20 protein-coding genes are annotated in these 21927 nt (G+C 60.1%); 15 read left to right on the top strand and 5 right to left on the bottom strand.

Annotated features, from left to right (window positions below):
* Nucleotides 1-23: 23 nt before the first annotated feature.
* Both RT131_RS07615 and RT131_RS07610 read right to left on the bottom strand, forming a co-directional pair.
* A complete protein-coding gene (locus RT131_RS07615) occupies nt 24-2255 on the bottom strand; it encodes a polysaccharide biosynthesis tyrosine autokinase (RefSeq protein ID WP_313171714.1) in 2232 nt (743 codons plus the stop codon).
* Between the two features lie 39 nt (nt 2256-2294).
* The gene (locus tag RT131_RS07610; RefSeq protein WP_313171712.1) at nt 2295-2732 is read right to left on the bottom strand and encodes a low molecular weight protein-tyrosine-phosphatase; all 438 of its coding nucleotides are present in this window, start codon (nt 2730-2732) and stop codon (nt 2295-2297) included.
* A 350-nt stretch (nt 2733-3082) separates the two neighbouring features.
* On the opposite strand from RT131_RS07610, the gene RT131_RS07605 reads away from it, so the two are divergent.
* From RT131_RS07605 to galE, 9 genes are all read left to right on the top strand, one after another.
* Complete coding sequence (locus tag RT131_RS07605) at nt 3083-4507, top strand: undecaprenyl-phosphate glucose phosphotransferase (protein ID WP_313171710.1); 1425 nt, start codon at nt 3083-3085, stop codon at nt 4505-4507.
* A gap of 53 nt (nt 4508-4560) precedes the next feature.
* Nucleotides 4561-5727, top strand: a complete 1167-nt coding sequence (locus tag RT131_RS07600; protein WP_313171913.1) for a nucleotide sugar dehydrogenase — start codon at nt 4561-4563, stop codon at nt 5725-5727.
* Nucleotides 5728-5739: 12 nt separating this feature from the next.
* On the top strand, nt 5740-7194 hold the full coding sequence (locus RT131_RS07595; RefSeq protein ID WP_313171708.1) for a flippase: 1455 nt from the start codon (nt 5740-5742) through the stop codon (nt 7192-7194).
* On the top strand, nt 7187-8209 hold the full coding sequence (locus RT131_RS07590) for a glycosyltransferase (protein ID WP_313171706.1): 1023 nt from the start codon (nt 7187-7189) through the stop codon (nt 8207-8209). The genes RT131_RS07595 and RT131_RS07590 overlap by 8 nt, the downstream gene beginning before the upstream one ends.
* A gap of 181 nt (nt 8210-8390) precedes the next feature.
* On the top strand, nt 8391-9503 hold the full coding sequence (locus tag RT131_RS07585) for a hypothetical protein (protein WP_313171705.1): 1113 nt from the start codon (nt 8391-8393) through the stop codon (nt 9501-9503).
* Nucleotides 9500-10390 (top strand): glycosyltransferase, encoded by an 891-nt coding sequence (locus tag RT131_RS07580; protein WP_313171703.1) that lies wholly within the window; start codon nt 9500-9502, stop codon nt 10388-10390. Before RT131_RS07585 ends, RT131_RS07580 begins: the two co-directional genes overlap by 4 nt.
* A complete protein-coding gene (locus RT131_RS07575; protein WP_313171701.1) occupies nt 10380-11540 on the top strand; it encodes a glycosyltransferase in 1161 nt (386 codons plus the stop codon). Before RT131_RS07580 ends, RT131_RS07575 begins: the two co-directional genes overlap by 11 nt.
* Nucleotides 11540-12676 (top strand): glycosyltransferase, encoded by a 1137-nt coding sequence (locus RT131_RS07570; RefSeq protein ID WP_313171699.1) that lies wholly within the window; start codon nt 11540-11542, stop codon nt 12674-12676. Before RT131_RS07575 ends, RT131_RS07570 begins: the two co-directional genes overlap by 1 nt.
* Nucleotides 12673-13665 (top strand): UDP-glucose 4-epimerase GalE, encoded by a 993-nt coding sequence (gene galE / locus RT131_RS07565; protein ID WP_313171697.1) that lies wholly within the window; start codon nt 12673-12675, stop codon nt 13663-13665. Before RT131_RS07570 ends, galE begins: the two co-directional genes overlap by 4 nt.
* 216 nt (nt 13666-13881) lie before the next feature.
* On the opposite strand, the gene kdsA is transcribed toward galE, so the two are convergent.
* Nucleotides 13882-14727 (bottom strand): 3-deoxy-8-phosphooctulonate synthase, encoded by an 846-nt coding sequence (gene kdsA, locus RT131_RS07560; RefSeq protein WP_313171696.1) that lies wholly within the window; start codon nt 14725-14727, stop codon nt 13882-13884.
* A 254-nt stretch (nt 14728-14981) separates the two neighbouring features.
* On the opposite strand from kdsA, the gene RT131_RS07555 reads away from it, so the two are divergent.
* From RT131_RS07555 to RT131_RS07530, 6 genes are all read left to right on the top strand, one after another.
* Entirely contained in the window at nt 14982-16514 is a 1533-nt protein-coding gene (locus tag RT131_RS07555; protein ID WP_313171695.1) for an aldehyde dehydrogenase family protein, read from the top strand.
* 126 nt (nt 16515-16640) lie between these two features.
* Nucleotides 16641-16937: a DUF4190 domain-containing protein gene (locus RT131_RS07550; RefSeq protein ID WP_313171694.1), complete on the top strand. Its 297-nt coding sequence runs from the start codon at nt 16641-16643 to the stop codon at nt 16935-16937.
* A gap of 7 nt (nt 16938-16944) precedes the next feature.
* Nucleotides 16945-17715, top strand: a complete 771-nt coding sequence (locus tag RT131_RS07545) for a class I SAM-dependent methyltransferase (protein ID WP_313171693.1) — start codon at nt 16945-16947, stop codon at nt 17713-17715.
* A gap of 4 nt (nt 17716-17719) precedes the next feature.
* The gene (locus tag RT131_RS07540) at nt 17720-18775 is read left to right on the top strand and encodes a quinone-dependent dihydroorotate dehydrogenase (protein ID WP_313171692.1); all 1056 of its coding nucleotides are present in this window, start codon (nt 17720-17722) and stop codon (nt 18773-18775) included.
* Nucleotides 18772-19815: a UDP-N-acetylmuramate dehydrogenase gene (murB, locus tag RT131_RS07535; RefSeq protein ID WP_313171690.1), complete on the top strand. Its 1044-nt coding sequence runs from the start codon at nt 18772-18774 to the stop codon at nt 19813-19815. Before RT131_RS07540 ends, murB begins: the two co-directional genes overlap by 4 nt.
* A gap of 32 nt (nt 19816-19847) precedes the next feature.
* Nucleotides 19848-20735, top strand: a complete 888-nt coding sequence (locus RT131_RS07530; protein ID WP_313171912.1) for a DMT family transporter — start codon at nt 19848-19850, stop codon at nt 20733-20735.
* A gap of 15 nt (nt 20736-20750) precedes the next feature.
* Here the strand turns inward: RT131_RS07530 and RT131_RS07525 are convergent, their stop codons facing one another.
* Together RT131_RS07525 and RT131_RS07520 are read right to left on the bottom strand one after the other, a co-directional pair.
* Nucleotides 20751-21470: an LrgB family protein gene (locus tag RT131_RS07525; protein WP_313171688.1), complete on the bottom strand. Its 720-nt coding sequence runs from the start codon at nt 21468-21470 to the stop codon at nt 20751-20753.
* Nucleotides 21460-21879 carry a CidA/LrgA family protein gene (locus RT131_RS07520; protein ID WP_313171686.1) on the bottom strand — a complete coding sequence of 140 codons (420 nt, stop codon included), beginning with the start codon at nt 21877-21879 and terminating at the stop codon, nt 21460-21462. The genes RT131_RS07525 and RT131_RS07520 overlap by 11 nt, the downstream gene beginning before the upstream one ends.
* Nucleotides 21880-21927: the final 48 nt, after the last annotated feature.

The raw sequence follows: 21927 nt of genomic DNA, 5'->3' as shown, positions 1-21927 counted from the left end.
ACAGCACCGGCATTTCCACCCGATCAGACTCTTTCTGACGTGTAGTCGTAGTAGCCATAGCTGTAATAGCCAGTCCTACGCTTCTCAACTGCGTTGAAGATTGCACCCTTGATCTGCACGCCATTCTGCTCGAAGGACTTTACCGCCAACAGAATTTCCTTGGGATGATTCACCCCAAAGCGCGTAACCATCAGTGTTGATCCCGCGTGTTTTGCGACAATCACCGCGTCAGTCACCGCGAGGATCGGCGGCGTATCGATGATCACCAGGTCGTAACTCTTTCGCAGGCCCTCAAGTACCTGTGCGAAGCGCGGATGCATCAGCAGTTCCGATGGACTCGGCGGCACCTCGCCCCGTGCGAGGTAGTGCAAATTCTCCAGACCGGGCATGCCTTTGACCGCTTCACTGGCATCAATCTTTCCCGCCAGTAGATCCGACAAGCCACAGCCTTGCTCAACATCCAACACCTTGTGCAAGCTGCCTCTGCGCATATCCGCATCTATGACCAATACGCGTTGCCCAGCCTGCGCAATCACGGCTGCCAGATTCGCGGCCACGAAGGTCTTGCCGATGCCTGGACGAGGCCCTGACACAAGCAGAACATTGTTCTTTGCCTCCATCATCGCAAAATGCAGACTGGTACGCAGACTGCGCAACGCTTCGACTGCCAGATCCGCCGGTGCCGCCATCGCCAGCAGATGCGAACCTGTGCTCGCCCCAACCGGTTTACGCTTCCCTCGCCTTTTCTTGGTCGACTGCAGCAGACTGGTAGAGCTGCTCAGCGGAATCGCGGCATACACCGGCAAGCCCAGTTCTTCGATGTCGGCCGGATCTTCAATGCCCGGATTCAACATGCGCAACCCGAATATCCAGGCGGTCGACAGCAAACCGCCGAGCAAAGTCATAGCCAGAACCACAACTGCTTTTTTTGGCTTCACCGGGTTGCTCATGTCCGCAACTGCCGCATCCACAATGCGGACGTTACCAACCGAGCCTGCCCGCGCCACATCAAGCTGCTGGGCCTGGTTCAACAGCGCGGTATACAGCTCGTTGCTGACGGTGAGATCCCGGGTGAAACGCAATAGTTCCTGCTGCGTATCTGGCAACGCACTGACCTCTCCGCGAAAGCTGTCCTTGCGCGCCTGCAAGCTGCCGATCTGCTTGAGCAATGCGCGATAGGCCGGATGCTCGCGAGTGAATGTGCGATCCAGCTCAGCCTGCTTCAAACGCAGCTGCTGGAGGCTGGTTTCAACCGCCACTTCCTGCTCCAGCAACCCCTTGGTCTGCATGGTTATGTCCACTGCATTTGAGCGGGACTGATAGGCGGCCATCGCCGCCTGCGCGGTCTCGACCTGCTTACGCACCGTCGGCAGCTGATCCTTCACAAACTGCAGCTGGGACGCTGCTTCAGCGGAGCTACGTTCGACATTCTGTCGAACATAGATTTCGGCCACGCTCTGCAGCAACGCCTCGGCAGCCAGCGCGTCACGCCCCTCGTAGGCCAACTTCAGGATGCCGGACTCCTTGCCCTGCTCAGCGACCTTGATGTCCTTCTGCAGATCAACCACAACATCCAGCCGACGCTGCTTCTCCAGGTAGAAACGCATGCCTGGGTTTGCCTGCAGCCTGGCGACTTCCAGCTTGATGCCGGCCGCCTCGACAGGCATCCCAACCACACCATGCAAAACCTCGTCGCCGCTCGGTCCTCGCAGCACGAAGCTGCCCGGGTCAAGCCCCGCAACCAAAGTCATGGTTTGATTGAGCAGACCGACGGGTACATCGAGACGGTGAATTTCCAGTGTCTCACCACCCCAGCCGTAACTGGAAAGGCCCATTGGCGCACCGGCCAGATCACCAGGCGAGCGGCTCTCAAAATGTCTGGCGATGTATCCGCCCAGCAGCGGAAACCGTCGCGACACCACCGAGACATCCAGCTGCAGGCGATCAACTGCCGTTCCAACGACCATGCGCGAGGTCAGCAATGCAACCTCTGTGGTCGCCGCCGTACTACCGCCCCCCGTCAACAAAGTCAGATCCGACAACCCCGGAATAGCGGGAACCTTCGACTCGACCTGAATCATTGCCTGTGCCTGATACACCGGTGCGGCCAAAATCACATATGCCGCACTGACTACGGCGAAGAGCGCTGTGGTCCCGACGACCAACCACTTGCGATCGTACACAACGCCAAGCAGGTCACGCAGATCGATCTCATCGTCCTGCCTTGCCGAGCGTACCCGATTATCCTTTTCCATGACTTCCGTTCTGATAGTTGTTCTGCCGCCTCAGGGCGACTAGGAAATGTAGTTGGCCCAACGTGCAGCGCCTTGTTCCATCAGCCCATAGACGTGCTCAAAGGCGAAGCGCTGTTGCCGATACGGATCGGGCACTTCGATGTCGTCCCAGCGGCCCAGCAGGAAGGTCTTTCCGCTGACCTGCGGCACTTCACGCGCAATCTGTGCAAGGTGCGCGCGCTCCATGACCAGGATCAGGTCAGCGGCACCGAGAATTGATGGCGTTGCTTGCCTGGCCCGATGCGCGCTGGGGTCATGCCCCTGCTCACACAGCAAGGCCGCAGCCGTTGGATCGATTGGGTGTCCGGCCAAAGCATGCAGGCCCGCCGAAGCCACCTCGACGCCTGCCCGCCCGTGCAGCCGTTGGCGGAACAATATCTCGGCGGTAGGGCTGCGACAGATGTTGCCCACACACACAAGCAGCAGTTTTTTGAACACGTAACGACCTCAGTCATCTCGATCACGGGAATGCTGCGTCGCCGGGAGCCTCACCCCCATGCACCACGCAGACCACGCACTCCTTGCCCGAGTCGCCCTGGGCAAGGAATGCCGCTTCGCCCGCAAACCACTGTTGAAACCGCGCCGACGCGATCAGAGCATCCGCGCAGTGCTCGCCGGCAAGACCTGCTGCGGCGCAGTGTACAGAACGAAACAAACTGATACCATTCGAGAGCAAGTGAAACATTGCATTTGCGACCTGGTCGAAAGTTCCTGCCAATCAAGCCCGTCGCCAGTGGTTTCGCCGCTTTCCTATCGGCGCTCCACGCAACGAAGAAAGAAGAAATCCCATGTGGATCGCGCGCCGCAACCCCCATCATGAGCACTGGAGAGCCCCATCCGGACGGCTTGCCGCCACTTTTGGGATGATTCTCAAAATCAGCGATCCACTGCTGCTCCTGGGCACTGCGCTGGCCGCTTATCAGCTGCAGTTCAATGATGTGCAACTGTCAGTGCACTACTGGCGATTGATCGCGATCACCATGTTGCTCAGCCTTCTCGTGCTCAGCATGTCCTCCATCTACTCGAGCTGGCGTGGGCGCAGCCTGTTAACAGAACTGGCCAACGTACTGCTGCAGTGGCTGGTCATCTTCGGCTGTCTGTTTGCCTATGTCGCCGCGATCAAGGCTGCGGATGCTCAAACAACCGCGTGGGTAGGGAGTTGGTGGCTCCTGAGCCTGGCATCCGTTTCCTTGTTGCGCTTGTTGATTCGGGCAACGGCAGCATGGGCACGCGCGCGCGGCAACGACCTGCGCACCGCAGTGATCGTCGGCGCCACGCCCGACACACAAAAAATCATCACCACGTTGCGCGACAACAGTTGGGCCGGTATATGCATCCAGGGTTGGTTCTCTACTCGTTCCGACCGCTGTGTGATTGACAGTTCAACGGCGCTGCTGGGCACATTGAACGACCTTGGCGGGTACGTCGAAAGCCATGCCACCGACCAGGTCTGGATTGCATTGCCAATGCGCGACGAAGCGCAGATCACCTTGGCACTCAATCAGCTGCAGCACTCGACGGTCGATATCAAGTTCGTCCCCGACATGTTCGGCTTCCATCTGCTCAACCACTCCATCGAGCAGCTCGCAGACCTGCCGGTGATCAATCTCCAGCAGACACCACTGCAAGGAAGCGCTCGCGTGCTCAAGGCGCTGGAGGACCGTTTGCTCGCTGCACTTATCCTGTTGGTGATCTCCCCGCTGATGCTGGCCATCGCAATCGCGGTGAAGTTGAGCTCCCCCGGCCCGGTGTTCTACCGCCAGGAGCGCATGAGTTGGAACAACAGCACCTTCCAGATGCTCAAATTTCGCTCGATGCCTGTGGATGCAGAAGCCGCCAGCGGCGCGGTGTGGGCCAAGGCCGGCGAGAGTCGCGCCACCAAAATCGGGGCGTTCCTGCGAAAGACCAGCCTGGACGAGCTTCCCCAGTTCTTGAATGTGCTGATCGGCGACATGTCCATCGTTGGCCCGCGCCCTGAGCGACCGGTATTCGTGCACAAGTTCAAGCATGAGATTCCGTCATACATGAAAAAACACATGGTCAAGGCGGGCATCACAGGCTGGGCACAGGTCAACGGCTGGCGCGGCTCCACCGATCTGCACAAGCGCATCGAATGCGATCTTTTCTATATCGAGAACTGGTCGCTTGGGTTTGACCTCCGGATCATTGTTGCGACCCTGTTCAAGGGTTTCGTTAACAAGAACGCGTATTGAGCAGAAAAATGAAGCAGAACATCGGTCCGAAAGAAAGCCCAGCCTTGATGCCAATGAAAATTACAGTGGTCGGAGCTGGCTATGTTGGACTGTCCAATGCGGTACTACTTTGCAGGCACAACGATGTGACGGTGCTGGATGTGAGCAGCGAGCGCATCGAACTTTTGAACAAGCGACGCTCGCCGGTAAAGGACGGCGGTATCGAGACGTTTCTTGCTTCCGGAGAGCAGGCACTCACCGCAACAACCGACAAGCATGCGGCCTATCGCAACGCAGACTTCGTCATCGTGGCAACACCGACTGACTACGATCCAGAGAACAACCATTTCGACACCAGCTCCGTAGAGTCTGTCGTCGACGACGCTCTGGCGATCAATCCGAGAGCCACCATCGTGATCAAGTCCACGGTCCCGGTTGGCTACACCACGCGCCTGCGCGAATCACGGAATGCTGACAACATTTTTTTTTCGCCGGAGTTCCTTCGGGAGGGTAGCGCACTGCACGATAACCTCCATCCCAGCCGCATCGTCATTGGCGCCACCACAGCCCATGCACGGGTATTCGCCAAATTGATGCAACAGGGATCCGCGTGCGCAGACGTCAACGTGCTGCATACCAGCTCGTCTGAAGCCGAAGCGATCAAGCTTTTCTCAAACACCTATTTGGCGATGCGCGTAGCCTATTTCAACGAGCTGGATACCTACGCATCGATGCACAGCCTCGACACACGCCAGATCATCGATGGCGTCGGGCTGGATCCAAGAATCGGCAGCCACTACAACAATCCATCCTTTGGATACGGAGGATACTGCCTGCCAAAAGACACCAAGCAGCTTTTGGCGAACTATAGCGATGTCCCCCAGAATCTGATTAGCGCAATCGTCGATTCCAACAGAACCCGCAAGGACTTCATCGCAAGCGACATCATGCGCTCAGCCCCGCGCATAGTCGGAATCTACCGGCTTACGATGAAATCCGGTTCGGACAATTTCCGTGCATCCAGCGTGCAGGGCGTCATGAAGCGCCTGAAAGCCAAAGATGTGGAAATCATCATCCACGAGCCAACCCTGAAGGCAAAAACGTTCTTCAACTCGGAAGTTGTCAATGACCTTGCTCGGTTCAAGGCCTCCGCCGACGTAATCATCGCCAACCGTGTTACCGATGAGCTGAGGAATGTGGAAGCAAAGGTATACAGCCGCGACATTTTCGGCGCGGACTGAGTTCCTCTGGCCATGACAGGAAAGCCCCGTTCTTTCGCACATAGCCTAATCTGGAATCTTTCCGGCGCAGGGCTTCCATTGGCGTTTGCGTTCCTTGCAACTCCAAGCCTTCTTGCAGGCTATGGAAGTGAGCGCTTCGGCTTCCTGACCATCATCTGGGCGCTGATCGGTTATTTCAGCATCTTCGATCTTGGCATAGGTCGCGCACTTACAAAGCTTGTTTGCGATCGACTAGGTAGCGGAAGGATCGCCGAACTTCCCGACCTCGCGACGACCGCGATCTTTACCATGTGCAGCCTGGGCGGGATTGCATGTCTGCTTCTGGTAGCTGCAGCTCCCATCCTCGTGCGATCGCTGCAGCTGGAGGCGGCATTGCACCGGGAGTGCGTGCTCAGCCTTCGCATATTGGGCATCAGCATTCCCTTCGTCATTGCATCCACGGGATTCATCGGCCTGCTTGAAGCTCGACTCAGGTTCGACCACATCAACCGTATCCGGCTGTTGATGGGAATGCTCAGCTTTGCCGCACCGCTGTTGATGCTGATATGGTCGCCCAGCCTGGTGCCTGCAACGATTGCACTTGCAGTAAGCCGCATCGTTACAACATGGCTTTACTTCCTCGCGGCCAGGCGCAGTGATACGACGGCCATACTGGCTGGAAGGTTCCGCGCAACGCACCTGCGGGAACTGTTGAAATTCGGCAGTTGGGTCACGCTAAGCAATCTGATCAGCCCGCTGATGACGCAGCTGGACAAGATTGTCATCGGCAGCATCGTGGCCATTCACCTGCTGCCTGTTTATGCAATACCTGGCGATCTGATCAACCGCCTCAGCTTCATTCCTGTCGCCATCATCGGAGTGTTCTTTCCGGCATTCTCCGCCCGATGGGCGGCCGGCAACCGACAGGGAGTCCTGTCGCTCCACCGCGACGTTGCATCGGTGATGCTTGCCACAATGCTCCCCATTGCGCTGACCATCTACGCGTTCGCTCCCGAAGCGCTTACCTTGTGGATGGGCAGGGAGTTCTCGCTGCAAGCAGCACCTTTGATTCGTTGGCTTTGCGTAGGCCTGCTGGCGAATTCCTTCGCGCGTATCCCGCATGCGCTGTTGCAGGCCATTGGCCTCCCGGGAACTCCGGCCAAACTGCACCTTCTTGAGCTCCCGATTTACGCCACTGCGCTGTGGCTGCTGCTGGAGCGGCACGGGATCCTTGGAGCAGCAATTGCCTGGAGTGGACGAATGCTGCTCGACTTCGTCCTGCTGACGACACTCGCCTGTCTGGCAGTGCCCGGCACCAGGCGCCAGGCCATCTCCCTGCTGACAGCAACAGCCGTTGGCGCGGCCATCATGTGCATTTCGCCACTCATTTCATCCGCCTCAGGACGATTGATTCTCTGCGTTGCGGCTGCACTCATGGGCGGCGCATACGCATTCACCCTCCTTGTTCGTATCCACCAAGATGAATGACCCCATTTCTTCGTCCGTTCCGCCACCCAATACGACATTGGTGACCGTCACTTACGGCGATCGCATCGACTATCTCCACGCACTTCTGCAGCGGGCGTTCTGTATCGAGAACGTGGGCCGCGCGGTAATAGTAAGCAACGCCTCGACCTCTGATATTTCTCTGCTTGAAGAGCAATGGGCTCCCCGTCTGCGTGTCATATCCCTGGAAACCAACACGGGATCTGCTAACGGTTATGCCGTAGGGATCGCCGCTGCACTGGCTGACGAAGCGGACTATATATGGCTGATGGACGATGACAACGCCCCCATGCGCGGCGCACTTTCCGCGCTGCATGACCGGTTGGCAACCAGCAGCGCGGTCCACGGCATGGAGAATGCTGCTGTCCTTGGCTTTCGCCCTACCCATCAATCCGCCATTGCCCAAGGCATAGAAGCAAGGCACGCCTATCCACCGCGCTCCAGCTTTCTGGGGTTTCACTACCGGCAGATCGCCTTCAAGATATGGCACAGGATCAGGCCAGCACCAGGAACGCATAGGCCCGCGTCGATAGTGTCCATGCCTTACGCACCATACGGAGGGCTGTTGGCATCAGCCATGCTGTTCAAGCGAATTGGCCTACCGAAATGCGAACTGGTTCTGTATGCGGATGATACCGAGTACACCTACCGCATCACTGCGGGTGGCGGTGTAATTGAACTGGTAACTTGCGCCGAAATTGAGGATCTGGAGCATTCCTGGTACCTGCGCGAGGCGCACCCGAACAACTTCCTTCGCCTTCTGCATGGGCGCTCCGACTTTCGCGCCTACTACGGCATACGCAATCTGGCGTGGTTCGAGAGGAATGTCTGGCGAACCTCATGGCTCGAATATGCGCTTAACAGCGCAATCTACATGATCCTTCTTAAGTATTTTGCACTGCGCAGCGGTCAACCCCAGCGGTACCGGCTATTGCGTGACGCGATCCGGGAAGGACGAACCAATCAGCTCGGTTTGTGCGACAGATTCCCTCTATAGCACCCTCCCTCCTTTTCTGGATCCATGCACAGGATCATCAGCCACGCCAATGAAATTGCGAAACAGAAGCGCCAACTTGTTCTCACCATTCGTCCTGTCGGCGGCATCGTTGCTATTCCTCACTGCCTGCCTCCTGTTCCCTCCACAGCTCTACGAGGCACTCCTTCCGGAGCGAAACGTCATGTTCCTCGACGTTCGTACCTTCCTGTTCTTCGCGACATGTGTGGCCACATTCTGCTGTGGCGTACTGCTTGCCAAACCATGCCAACCATCAATCGCACCGCCCCCATCACTCAGCAATACCGCAATCATGGTTCCACTATTGGCGGCGGTCGTCCTCAATGCGGTTTCACTGACGGTTCTGTTTCGAAACAACCCATGGATGCTGACGGAATGGCTGACTGATTCGGGCAGGGTCAAGCGCGACTATGACGCCACAGGCGGCCTCTCGGAAGCCTTGCCACTGTTGTTCGCCGTATGCTGGTGGGCACATGGACGCATACTCAGCCGTCGGCAAGCGACTGGCGAACCGGCACGTCTTGTTCGCACCAGCATCTTTTTGGCTGCCGCATTCGCCGTATTCACAGCCATGATGAAAGCCGCGCGCTTTGACTTGATACCGGGGTTACTCGGCTTCCTGATCATCTCCACCACCCTTTCATCTTCCAGCAGGAAGAGCGTTGGCTTCCTGTTGCGCCAAGGCGTCTTCGTGCTCTTGGCTGGCGCCGTGACATTCTCACTGTTCGCATTCCTAAGGGGGCAAACCGGCACGCTTGCGATCGCTGAATCTGCCGCCGGTTACACCATGGCCTCATACAATCGATTAAGTGCGCTGCTCAACGGGGATATATATTTCCCCCACGCAGGCAGTGGCATTTATGCCTTCAACTTCGTCTCCCATGTACCTTTCTTTCATAACCTCATTGATTTCAGGGATGCGTTTGGAATGCCCGACCGGGTTGAGGCCTGGATGACCGAGTTTGCTGCGATCGCATCGACTGGCCTCGACGGGAGGTACATTTGGGTAAGCGCATTCGGTTACTTCTTTGCAGACCTCGGCCTCTGGACATACCCCTACCTCGCAGCAAGCGGGCTACTTGTCGGGCTGTCCTGGAAGTCGATCCTGGCACGACGCGCCTTTGGACTTGTTCTCTATCCATGGGCCGCGTTTTCCATAGTCCTGTGGTTCGGAAGCCACTTTTTTGTTTTTCCGAGGCTGGTGACATTTCTCCTTGCCGCAATGGTCCTTGCCGCCTGGGAGTTCGTACAAGGAAGAAGGTTCGTACTGCAATGAACAATGCCAATTCGTCAACGACACCCGCGTTGATCAGCATCTACCTCCCGACCCACAACCGCCTCGGTCTTCTGCAACGCGCGATCGAATCCGTGAGACAACAATCCCATCCTCATTGGGAGCTCATGGTTGTTGTAGACAATTCTTCGGATGGTACCGCCGCCTACCTGGAGTCAATTGCAGACCCCAGGGTAAAGACAATCGTCAACAAGGTATCCATGGGGGCCTGCATCAGCCGCAACCTTGCAATCGCCAACGCTTCTGGCGAGTACATCACCGGTCTTGATGATGATGACTATTTTCTACCCGACCGCCTGACGGATTTCCATGAGAACTGGTGTCGATTGACCTCGGCAGGTGTGGAATTCGGATTCCTCTATGACGATGCGGTCGTGCTTGGCCAGGATGGCGGCCAAGCCATGCGCCGCTTCGTCAAGGTTGCAGATCAGCGTCGACTGAACGGCTACAACTGTGTTGGCTCCCAGGTGTTCTGTCGGCGTACGGACATCATATCGGCAGGTGGCTTTTCGCCGAGCATGCCCGCATGGCAGGACTGGGATATGTGGGTTCGGCTGCAGCGCCTCTCCGGCAAGGGCATCAATATCCGGAAGGCAAACTATGTCGTTGACGAGAGCCACGACCATGAGCGGATTTCGCAGAAGCCTGCGCATGTACTTCGCTATGCCGCGGAACAGTTCCTGTACAGGAACAAGCAGCTCAATGCCGCAGAACGCGCATCCGTTCGCTATACGCTCAGCAAGTATCCACAAGTAGGAAGGACCTTGGCCGATTGCTTGCGGATCTTGCCGATCATGTCCTCGAATCCGCTGTTCTGGGAAAAACTCGAACGGAAAGCCGCCGACCTGGTCACCCGACATGGACACTAGCAACACGCAGACACAGCTGCCCGGCGCGGCAATGTCAAAGCAGCCCACGCAGAGCATTCACGTACTGATGATCTCCGCCCGGGCGGATCACGGCGGCGGCCCCCGGCACATTGAACTCCTGCTCCGCAGCCTGCCTGCATGGGTAACGGTGTACATAGCCTGTCCGGAGGATGATCCGTATTGGGCGCGATTCAAAGAACTGGTCAATGGACGCCTGTTTCGTATTCCACACCGCCGATTCGGTCTTTTACAGGCAGCGCGACTCGCACTGCATGTGCGGCGCACCGGCATACAGGTCATTCATACCCATGGAAAAGGCGCCGGCATATATGGCCGGATCGCTTCGCTACTGGGTGGAGCTCCCTGCGTTCACACTCCACATGGCATTCATGTTGGCAGCTATGGCCCCTCTCTCCGAAGCCTCTATCTGCGGTATGAAAATATAAGTGCGCGCTGCGTTGAACACCTGATACATGTGTCGCCGGAAGAACAGGACCAGGCCCGCGAACTTGGCCTTTGGCGGGCGATCCCTGCATCAGTGATTGTGAATGGCGTGCCCAGCCATACGCCGGACAGCAGTCAGCAGCTGCGCAGACAGGCACGACGACGTCTCGGCTTTCCGGAAAGCTCTCCGGTGGTAGCCACCGTCAGTCGCTTCGACTATCAGAAAAACATGGGGGACGCCTACCTTATTGCCAAGGCGATGCCCCATATCCGGTTTCTCTGGATAGGCACAGGTGAAGAGATCGCTGCATTGCAGAGACGAGCCGCTGCGGATGGCGTCCGCAACCTGCACTTCCTGGGGCGCATGGACGCCCCATTGAACGCACTGGCTGCCGCCGACGCTTACCTCTCCACCTCACGCTGGGAAGGTTTGCCACTGGCGGTACTGGAGGCAATGTCATTGGGAATCCCTTCCGTTCTCTCCAATGTCATCGGCCACAAGAACCTGATTGAAAACCACGGCGCTGGCCTGCTCTATCCGGCGGGTGATATCGGCTCGGCAGTATCTGCACTGACCCGCGTCCTCGACGGGCCAGAACTGCATCGAACGCTTGCTGAATCGGCGCGCTCGGCACAGCTGGGCATCTTCTCCTCTACGACTGTTGCCAGCCAGACGGCTTCACTCTACAAGGGGCTGGCCTCCTGATGAAGGTAGCAATCGTCCATTACTGGTTTGTCACCTGGCGCGGAGGTGAGAAGGTTGTCGAACAGCTGCTGGACCTCTATCCACAGGCTGATGTGATCACGCACGTAGCCACGACCGAGATCGAGCGCGCGCAACTGGCAGGGCATCGCGTGCAACGTACCTTTGTCAGCAAGCTACCCGGCGCTCAACGACTGTATCAGAAGTACCTGCCCCTCATGCCCATCGCATTGGAGCAACTCGATCTGACGGAATATGATCTGGTCATCTCCAGCGAGTCCGGCCCTGCCAAGAACGTCATCACCCACCCCGACGCACTGCATGTCTGTTACTGCCATAGCCCGATGCGCTACGCCTGGGACATGTATGGGCTTTATCTTGCAGGCGCAGGGAAGATCACCCGGTTATTGATGCGTCCCTTGATGCACTATCTGCGCACTATCGACGTGATATCGGCTGCACGCGTGGATCATTTCATCGCCAATTCGGCCTTCATCGCGCGCAGGATCAACAAATGCTACCGCAGACAGGCAGCAGTGATTCACCCACCTGTCGAAATCGATGAGTTCGAGTGCCGCAGCAGCAAGCAGGACTACTACCTGCTGTTTGGCCAGCTGACGCGCTACAAGAAGGCCGACCTCGTGACAGCTGCCTTCCTGCAGAATGGCAAGCGCTTGGTGGTAATCGGCGAGGGTGAGCAGCTGGACGCACTCAAGGCCAAGGCAACAGACAGGATTACGGTGCTGGGCCGACAGCCGTTTCCGGTCGTGAAAGAGTACCTGGCCAATGCAAAAGCGCTTATTTTCCCTGGCGTCGAAGACTTCGGCATCGTTCCACTTGAGGCAATGGCTTCCGGAACCCCGGTAATTGCGTTCGCCAAAGGCGGCGCACTCGAAACCGTTATCGAGAGTAGCGACCCCACGCTGGCGACCGGCCTGTTCTTCCATGAGCAGTCCATTGAGGCTATCAACGACGCTATTGCCCGCTTCGAGTCCATGCCAGACCATATCTCGCCACAGGCTTGCCGTAGGCAGGCCGAAAGATTCGCCTCCGCACGCTTCAAGCAAGAGATATCCTCCTTCATCCAATCGAAACTACGCGAAACCGCAGATTCACACGTGGCCCGGGGAAACACATGAACATTTTGATCTGCGGCGGCGCAGGCTATATCGGCAGCCATATGGCGCAATGGGCTGCCGCGCGCGGTTATACGGTTACCGTGCTCGACAACCTCTCAACCGGGCATGCGGGCGCCGTTCGCTGGGGCGAGCTGATCCAGGCGGACCTACTGGATACCAGCGCCCTTGAGCGTGCCTTCAAGGGGCGCCGCTTCGACGCAGTCATGCATTTCTGTGCCCGCTCGCTCGTTGGCGAATCGGTAAGCAGACCCTACGAGTACTACACCAACAACGTCACTGGCACGTTGAACCTACTGGAGACAATGCGTCGTCATGAGGTGAGCAAACTGGTGTTCTCCTCGACTGCCGCTGTTTTTGGGAACCCCATCCACGATGTCATCGACGAGAACCACCCGAAGGCTCCGATCAATCCCTATGGCGCCAGCAAGTTGATGGCCGAACGCGTCCTCGCCGACGCCGCGCACGCCCATGGACTGCGCTCGGTGGCACTGCGCTACTTCAATGCAGCCGGCGCCCTGCCCGAGCACGGCATCGGCGAGGCGCATGCCTGCGAGACCCACCTCATCCCCAACGTACTACGCAGCGCGCTGACCGATGGCCCGGCGTTGAAAATTTTTGGCGATGACTACCCCACCAGCGATGGCACCTGCGTGCGCGATTATGTTCATGTGCAGGATCTTGCCCAGGCGCATGCGCTGGCCTTGGACTTCATGGGCGAGCATGAGGGCGCACATGCCTTCAACCTGGGCAATGGCCAGGGTTTTTCCGTACATGAAGTAATTGCCGCTGCCGCATCCGTCGTCGGCAAAGCCATTCCTTTCGAAATCGCGCCACAACGGGCGGGCGACCCGCCCAAGCTAGTAGCGTCCAGCAGCAAGGCCCGCGAACAACTCGGGTGGCGGCCGCAATGGACCGCGCTGACTCCCATCCTGGAAAGCGCGTGGCGATGGCACCGTGCGCCCCCCAGCTGGTTCCCCAACCAGAACTGATCGGCCATTCCGAACCGGGAGACATTGCAGGAGCGCCGTGCGCACCCGCGCAACCGTGGTCATCGCGGACAGGCGGCAGACAAGTGCACAATGCCGGGATCGGCCGTCTTTCAATGCTGGCCTGCCCGCCCGGACGCGCTACGCGGCAATCGCCTCACCGTGGAACCGACAGCAACCGGCTGCCACATCGGCAGCCGACCGCAGCGCCTTCCCGAATCAGGCGATGTCGAGCACTGGGAACGATTTGACCATGTCATCCAGTGCCTTGATCTGCGCCAGGAACGGCTCCAGCACGTCCAGCGGCAATGCGCTGGGACCATCGCAGCGCGCGTTGTCCGGGTCCGGGTGCGCTTCCAGGAACAGACCGGCAATACCTACCGCCATGCCGGCACGGGCCAGCTCCACCACTTGGCGGCGACGGCCACCGGATGCTTCGCTGCCGGCGTCACGGCGCTGCAGGCTGTGGGTGACGTCGAAGATCGCCGGCAGGCCTCCAGTGGCTTCGATCATCTCGCGGAAGCCGAGCATGTCCACCACCAGGTTGTCATAACCGAACTGGGCGCCACGCTCGCACAGGATGATCTGCTCGTTGCCTGCCTCGCGGATCTTGCTGACGATGTGCTTGATCTGGGTGGGGCTGAGGAACTGCGGCTTCTTGATGTTGACGGCGCGCCCAGTGCGGGCGATGGCGGTGACCAGATCGGTCTGGCGGGCCAGGAAGGCCGGGATCTGCAGCACGTCGACTACTTCCGCCACCGGCGCGGCCTGGGCGACTTCATGCACGTCGGTGATCACCGGCACGCCGAAGCGCTGCTTGACCTGTTCGAAGATGCGCAGCCCTTCTTCCAGGCCAACGCCACGGAAAGAGTTGATCGAGGAGCGGTTGGCCTTGTCGAACGAGGCCTTGAACACGTACGGGATGCCCAGTTTGCCGGTGACCTGCACATAGCGCTCGGCGGCATACAGGGTGGAGTCGAGGTCCTCCAGCACGTTGAGCCCGCCAAACAGCACGAAAGGCAGCGTGTTGCCAACCACTACCCCATCGGAAATCGTCACGTTCATCTGTCTATCCTGTTGAATCCGGGGAAACCCCTGCCAAGGGTGGCGAATATGGCCGAAAAACGCCAAAAGCGACAGCGCTTGCCTGCAGCACAGCCCCGTCCGCACAGCCGCCGGACCCGGCACACGCCGTCCTATCGGCCAGACCAACCCCGGCGAGGCCTATCGGTTCACTCTGATACTATGTGGTACTCATTCCGTCGCCCCACCCGCAGTTCCCGACGGCGCCAAAATCACGTTAAGAAACAGGAGTTTGAATGTCTTCCGAGCTGCTCAAGGCCTTGGCTCTGGATGCCACCAACGCTGGCACCTACATGGGTAACGGGGAATGGTCCGCCGCAACTGGCGCGGGCGTCCTCAAGCCGCAGAACCCGACCACCGGCGAAGTGATCGCCGAGGTCCAGGCCACCACCGAGGCTGATTACGAAACCGTCATCGCCCGTGCGCAGGAAGCCTACAAGGTATGGCGCACCACCCCGGCCCCGCGCCGTGGCGAAGCCGTGCGCCTGTGCGGCGAAGCATTGCGCAAGCACAAGGACGCGCTGGGCTCGCTGGTCGCGCTGGAAATGGGCAAGTCCAAGCCGGAAGGCGACGGTGAAGTGCAGGAGATGATCGACATCGCCGACTTCGCGCTGGGCCAGAGCCGCATGCTTTACGGCTACACCATGCATTCCGAACGTCCCGGCCACCGCATGTACGAGCAGTACCACCCGCTGGGTCTGGTCGGCATCATCTCGGCCTTCAACTTCCCGGTCGCGGTGTGGAGCTGGAATGCGTTCCTGGCCGCCATCTGTGGCGACATCTGCATCTGGAAGCCGTCCAACAAGACCCCGCTGACCGCCATTGCCACGATGAAGATCTGCAATGAGGCATTGAAGGACGGCGGGTTCCCGGACCTGTTCTTCCTGATCAACGACGCCGGCACCGCGCTGTCGGAAAAGATGGTCGACGACCGCCGCGTGCCGCTTATCTCCTTCACCGGTTCCACCCAGGTCGGCCGCACCGTCAACCAGAAGGTTGCCCAGCGCCTGGGCCGCTGCCTGCTGGAACTGGGCGGCAACAACGCCATCATCATGGACGAGACCGCCGACCAGAAGCTGGCCGTGCCGGGCATCGTGTTCGGCGCCGTCGGCACCGCCGGCCAGCGCTGCACCACCACCCGTCGCCTGATCGTGCACGAATCCATCTACGACAACGTGCTGGCCACCCTGGTCAAGGCCTACAAGCAGGTCGAAGGCAAGATCGGCGACCCGACCGACGCCGCCAACCTGATGGGCCCGCTGAACAGCCCGGAAGCCGTGCAGCAGTTCCTGGCCTCGATCGCCAAGGCCAAGGCCGCCGGCGGCACCGTCGAGACCGGTGGCACCGCCATCGACCGCCCGGGCAACTTCGTGCTGCCGGCGATTGTCACCGGCCTGAAGAACAGCGATGAGATCGTCCAGCACGAGACCTTCGCACCGATCCTGTATGTGATGAAGTACAGCACGCTGGACGAAGCCATCGACATGCAGAACGGCGTACCGCAGGGCCTGTCCTCGTCGATCTTCACCCAGAACCTGAAGACCGCCGAGAAGTTCCTGTCGGCAGCCGGCAGCGACTGCGGCATCGCCAACATCAACATCGGCACGTCCGGTGCGGAGATCGGTGGCGCCTTCGGTGGCGAGAAGGACACCGGCGGTGGCCGTGAGTCCGGCTCGGATGCGTGGAAGGTCTATATGCGCCGCCAGACCAACACCATCAACTACTCCGACTCGCTGCCGCTGGCCCAGGGCATCAAGTTCGATCTTTGATGATGCCTGCCCCGGCCTTGGTCGGGGCGTTGAAGTGGGAGAGTGCTTAGCTGAAAAGCTTCCCCTCACCCCAACCCCTCTCCCGCGCGCGGGAGAGGGGCTTAATTCGCTGATACGGAGTTCCCGATGAGCATCCCTGCACCTCGCCAGACCAGCAGCTACGCCGTGATCAGCCTGGTCGCCGGCATTCTTGGCTGGACCTTGTTGCCCGCCATCGGCAGCATCTGCGCCATCATCTTCGGCCATATGGCACGTGGCGAAATCCGCCGCAGCAACGGTCAAATGGACGGTGACGGTCTGGCCGTGGCCGGCTTGGTGCTGGGCTGGCTGGCTACTGCGCTGTGGTTGATCGGCATCATCTTCTTCATTGCCATCCTTGTTTTTTTCGGAGGCCTGGCTGGCCTCGCGGCGATGAACTCCTGAGGCTGGCATGGGACAACCCGATTCAACCCAACGTTTCAGCAGCCGGGTAGCGGACTATGTGCGCTATCGACCGGGTTACCCGTCCACACTGCTGGACTGGCTGCACCGCGATATCGGCCTGCCCCACTCCGCCCTGGTCGCCGATGTCGGCGCTGGCACCGGTATTTCCAGCGCGCCGTTCCTGGCTGCTGGCCATCCGTTGATCGCGGTGGAACCCAATGCCGCAATGCGCGCAGCCGCCGATCAATGGCTGCACCCCCAATACCCCAAGTTCCAATCCGTCGGCGGCACTGCCGAAGCCACTACGCTGGCAGATCACAGTGTCGATCTGGTCGCAGCAGCGCAGGCGTTCCACTGGTTTGACACGTCCGCCGTACGTCGGGAATGGACTCGTATCCTGCGCCCGGGTGGCCTGGCGCTGGTCTACTGGAACTCGCGCCTGCTCGATGCCTCGCCGTTCCTGGCCGGCTATGAGCAACTATTGCTGGACTACGGCACCGACTACACCGAAGTCGCCGAACGCTACCAGGACGACCAGACCATGCGCGACTGGTTTGGTCCGGGCCTGCGCGGTCTGGTGCAGCTGCCAAACGTGCAGCACCTGGACTACGACGGCCTGCGTGGTCGGCTGCTGTCCTCCTCCTACGCGCCGCAAGCCGGCCACGAACGTCACGTCCCGATGCTGGAAGCCCTGCGGCGCCTGTTTGATGCGCATGCGGTCGATGGCAAGGTTGCCTTTGAGTACCAAACCCGCGCCTTTGTTGGCACGCTGAACTGAGCTTATGTATTCCATTGCCCGCCCGTTTTTGTTCACCCTTGATGCCGAGCGCGCGCACGGCCTGGGCCTGTCCGCGCTGGATCTTGCCTGGCGCACCGGTACCACGCCGCTGATCGCCGGCCGCATCAAGCCACTTCCCACCCCGGCGTTTGGCCTGAGCTTCCCCAACCCGGTTGGCTTGGCAGCTGGCCTGGACAAGAACGGCGAACATATCGAAGCCCTGTTTGCATTGGGCTTCGGCTATGTCGAGATCGGCACCATCACCCCACGCCCGCAGGCCGGCAGCCCCAAGCCGCGCCTGTTCCGCCTGCCGCGGCACAACGCCATCATCAACCGTATGGGTTTCAACAACCTCGGTGTTGATGCGCTGGTGAAGAACGTGGAGGCGGTCAAGCACCGCCCCGGCCCGCTCGGCATCAACATAGGCAAGAACAAGGACACGCCAAATGACGATGCGCTTTCCGACTACCTGATCTGCATGGAAAAGGTCTACCCGCTGGCCGATTACATCACCGTCAACATCTCCTCGCCCAATACCGCCGGCCTGCGCGAACTGCAGGAAGAGCAGGCATTGCGACGCCTTGTAGCCGGCCTGCGTGAAGCACAGGAGCGGCTGGCCGCCAAACATGGCAAGCGCGTGCCGATGCTGGTCAAAGTGGCACCGGACCTGAGCGATCGCGACATCGATGCGGCAGCACGCGTGCTCGGCGAATTGGGCGTGGATGGCGTAATTGCCACCAACACCACCATCGGCCGGCCCACCGTGGAAGCCGATCCACTGTCCAGGGAAATTGGCGGCCTGTCCGGCGCCCCCTTGCTGGGTCAATCCACCCTGGTGCTGCGCCGGCTGCGCGCGCGCCTGCCCGAATCAGTGCCGCTGATCGGCGTTGGCGGCATCAGTTCCGGCGCCGATGCCGTGGCCAAGATGGCGGCTGGTGCTGCGCTGGTGCAGTGCTATAGCGGCCTGATCTTCCAGGGCCCGCGCCTGATCGGCGATTGCGTCGATGCCATCCGCCGCCGTCGCGAGTCACCCTCCGGGGGCGCCGTCGCACCGCTATGACGAATGCCGCAACTGCCTGGTCACTGACCGAGAACGCGTCGCTGCGCCACCTCAACACTTTCCACGTGGATGCCCATGCCCCGCGCATGCTGCGCATCGCCGATCCCAATGCGCTGCCCGAGGCCCTGGCCACCATCGGCGATGCCGACCTGCTGGTACTTGGCAGCGGCAGCAACGTGCTGCTGGCCGGCGATCCCCAGGATGTGGTGCTGGTATTCGACAACCGGGACATAACCGCACTTGAACACCGCGCCGACCACACCATCGTCCGCGCGGGCGCAGGTGTGATCTGGCATGAGCTGGTGATGTGGTCGTTGAACGAAGGCCTGTCCGGGCTCGAGAACCTGGCATTGATCCCCGGCACCGTCGGCGCCGCACCGATCCAGAACATCGGCGCCTACGGTGCCCAGGTCGGCGACTTCATCCAGGTCGTCGAGGCCTGGGACCGGCAGGAGCAGGCCTGGGTGCGCCTGGACCAGGAAGCGTGCCGCTTCAGCTACCGCGACAGCCTGTTCAAGCACGAGGCTGATCGCTACCTGATCGTCGCCGTCGAGTTCCGTCTGCCGTTGCTGCACGAATTGCAGCTGGACTATGCAGGCATCCGCGAGGAGCTGCAGGCCATGGGAATCGAATTGCCGGTCTCGGCCGACGTCGCCAACGCCGTCATCGCGATCCGTCAACGCAAGCTGCCCGACCCCGCCGTGCTCGGCAATGCCGGTAGCTTCTTCAAGAATCCCATCCTGCCGGTTGAACAGATCGATGTGTTGCTGCAGCACTATCCGGCGCTGCCCGTGTTTCCCGGCAACGATGCCAGCAACCGCAAGATATCGGCGGCGTGGATGATCGAGAAGGCCGGCTTCAAGGGCCAGCGCGAAGGGGATGCAGGGGTTTCGCCCAATCATGCGCTGGTACTGGTCAATCACGGCAACGCGACCGGCGCCGAATTGCTGGCATTTGCCCGGCGCGTGTCGGCCGCCGTGCTGGAAAAGTTTGGCGTGCCGATTGAACCCGAACCGAGGCTGGTCGGCGCCCGCTGGTGAATACTGCCTTGGCTGCACCCCGCTCCACCGCCATGCGCGCTGCCCTGCTGATGTTCGGTAGTGCGATGGCTTTTGGTTTGATGGCCGTCGCCATCCGTCTTGCCACCGACTACGTCCCCACCCAGGAAGTAGCGTTCTTCCGCAATGGCTTTGGCCTGCTGGCGCTATTGCCGATGCTGCTGCGGCCCGGCCACGCGCCATTGCGCACCCAGCAGTTGCCACGTTATTTCCTGCGTAGCGTGATTGGCCTGGCCTCGATGCTGTGCGCTTTCTGGGCAATCGGCCATCTGCCACTGTCGCAGGCTATCTCCCTGTCGTACTCAACGCCGCTGTTCGTCACCATCGCTGCGGTGTTGTGGCTGGGTGAGAAGGTCCGTATCCGACGCTGGGCGGCCGTCATCACCGGTTTCATCGGTGTGCTGGTGATCGTGCGCCCGGGCGCGCACAGCTTCGAACTCGGCAGCCTGGTCGCGGTATTGGCCGCGGTACTCAGCGCTCTGGTCGCCATCCAGATCAAACAGCTGACCCGCGTCGACGGTCCCGATACCGTGGTGCTCTACACCTATGTGTTCTGGGTGCCGCTGTCGTTGATCCCGGCGCTGTTCGTCTGGGTCTGGCCGAGCGGCATCGCCTGGCTGTGGCTGGTCGCCACCGGAGTGATGGGAACCCTGGGCCAACTGCTATGGACCCGTGCCCTGAAACTGGGGGAAGTCTCCGCACTCACGCCCATCAGCTTCACCCAGCTGCCACTGGTGGTAACGATGGGCTGGCTGCTGTTCGGCGAGACCCTGGACCGCTGGAGCGTGATTGGAGCGCTGATCATCCTCGGCGCCAATGCCTATATCGCCCACCGTGAGGCGGTATTGGCGCGACGCCGCGAGAGCCTGCAGAACGCCCGCGCCGGCGATACCCCCGCCTGAGCGGGCATCGGGGTTTCAGGCCTGCAACAGCAGCACCAGCAACGGCGCCGCGGCGACATTCAACACCCCAGCCATCACCATCACCAGCCCGGCGATCGCGCCCTCGCTCTCGCCCAGTTCGCGCGCCTTGGCCACGCCCATGCCGTGTGCGCCCATGCCAAACAGCGCACCACGCGCCATCGCGCTGCGTATCGGCAGCAGTTTGAGCAGCACCTGCCCACACAGAGCACCGCAGATACCTGTGATGATCACGAACACTGCTGTCAATTCCGGTATGCCACCAATGCGTCCGGACACATCCATCGCAAATGGGGTGGTCACCGAGCGCGGTGCGAGGCTCAACCTGAGTTCCGGTGACAGATGCAACGCCGTCGCCATCAGCCACGCAGAAGCGATCGCCACACCACTGCCAACCAGCACACCTGCCCCCAGCACCTTCCAGTGCCGTGCGATCAGCGTCCGTTGCTGGTGGATGGGCACCGCGAATGCAACCGTCACCGGTCCCAGCATCGCCACCAACCAATGCGTACCACGCAGATAGTCGTGATAGCTCGCATGCAGCAGGAACGCCAACCCCAACAACGCCAGCGGCGCGCTGATCAGTGGGGATGCCCATGCCTTGCCGCTACGTTGATAAAGCCGCTTGGCCAACAGATAGCTGACCAGAGTGGCCATTGCCCAGAACAACGGCCACAGCAATTGCGTTGCCGGCCGGACCACCATCTCAGTGAGCATCACGTCCACTCCATCGCAACAACAGCTCGACGGTAACGGCAGTGGTCGCCATGACCAACACGGTGCCACCCACCACCACCAGCAGCAGCTTCAGTCCCAGCCAGCCGAACATCTGGCGGTTGTCCAGCAGGATCATTGCCGCGGGGATGAAGAACAACAGCATCTCCGCCAACAACAAGCGCGCACCCCGCGCAAACGACAGCGGCGACCACCAGCGCAGGGCAAACACCAGCAGCAATGCGCCCAACCCGACAATCCCGCCCGGCACGGGCAAACCGAGCTGCCGCACCAATCCCTCTGCCAGCAGCCAGAGCGCCACAAGCGCAGCAATCTGCAGGCACGCACTGCGGCGGAGCCCGCGCCGCAGACCCAGCCGGCAGCGCCGCCAGAACAGCATCAACGTTTCCATGCCTTCTATGTACGCCTGGCCGATCCATAATTAAAATGAATTAACTGC

The organism is Stenotrophomonas sp. (genome assembly GCF_032066555.1).
Lineage (GTDB): Bacteria > Pseudomonadota > Gammaproteobacteria > Xanthomonadales > Xanthomonadaceae > Stenotrophomonas.
Note: the sequence above shows the minus strand (reverse complement) of the source record. Positions and strands in the feature narration are given on the sequence as shown.

Coding starts and splice junctions, on each gene's coding strand:
- RT131_RS07615 (WP_313171714.1), bottom strand. CDS start 2,255: ATGGAAAAGGATAATCGGGTACGCTCGGCAAGGCAGGACGATGAGATC.
- RT131_RS07605 (WP_313171710.1), top strand. CDS start 3,083: ATGTGGATCGCGCGCCGCAACCCCCATCATGAGCACTGGAGAGCCCCA.
- RT131_RS07600 (WP_313171913.1), top strand. CDS start 4,561: ATGAAAATTACAGTGGTCGGAGCTGGCTATGTTGGACTGTCCAATGCG.
- RT131_RS07595 (WP_313171708.1), top strand. CDS start 5,740: ATGACAGGAAAGCCCCGTTCTTTCGCACATAGCCTAATCTGGAATCTT.
- RT131_RS07590 (WP_313171706.1), top strand. CDS start 7,187: ATGAATGACCCCATTTCTTCGTCCGTTCCGCCACCCAATACGACATTG.
- RT131_RS07585 (WP_313171705.1), top strand. CDS start 8,391: ATGTTCCTCGACGTTCGTACCTTCCTGTTCTTCGCGACATGTGTGGCC.
- RT131_RS07580 (WP_313171703.1), top strand. CDS start 9,500: ATGAACAATGCCAATTCGTCAACGACACCCGCGTTGATCAGCATCTAC.
- RT131_RS07575 (WP_313171701.1), top strand. CDS start 10,380: ATGGACACTAGCAACACGCAGACACAGCTGCCCGGCGCGGCAATGTCA.
- RT131_RS07570 (WP_313171699.1), top strand. CDS start 11,540: ATGAAGGTAGCAATCGTCCATTACTGGTTTGTCACCTGGCGCGGAGGT.
- galE (WP_313171697.1), top strand. CDS start 12,673: ATGAACATTTTGATCTGCGGCGGCGCAGGCTATATCGGCAGCCATATG.
- kdsA (WP_313171696.1), bottom strand. CDS start 14,727: ATGAACGTGACGATTTCCGATGGGGTAGTGGTTGGCAACACGCTGCCT.
- RT131_RS07555 (WP_313171695.1), top strand. CDS start 14,982: ATGTCTTCCGAGCTGCTCAAGGCCTTGGCTCTGGATGCCACCAACGCT.
- RT131_RS07550 (WP_313171694.1), top strand. CDS start 16,641: ATGAGCATCCCTGCACCTCGCCAGACCAGCAGCTACGCCGTGATCAGC.
- RT131_RS07545 (WP_313171693.1), top strand. CDS start 16,945: ATGGGACAACCCGATTCAACCCAACGTTTCAGCAGCCGGGTAGCGGAC.
- RT131_RS07540 (WP_313171692.1), top strand. CDS start 17,720: ATGTATTCCATTGCCCGCCCGTTTTTGTTCACCCTTGATGCCGAGCGC.
- murB (WP_313171690.1), top strand. CDS start 18,772: ATGACGAATGCCGCAACTGCCTGGTCACTGACCGAGAACGCGTCGCTG.
- RT131_RS07530 (WP_313171912.1), top strand. CDS start 19,848: ATGCGCGCTGCCCTGCTGATGTTCGGTAGTGCGATGGCTTTTGGTTTG.
- RT131_RS07525 (WP_313171688.1), bottom strand. CDS start 21,470: ATGCTCACTGAGATGGTGGTCCGGCCGGCAACGCAATTGCTGTGGCCG.
- RT131_RS07520 (WP_313171686.1), bottom strand. CDS start 21,879: ATGGAAACGTTGATGCTGTTCTGGCGGCGCTGCCGGCTGGGTCTGCGG.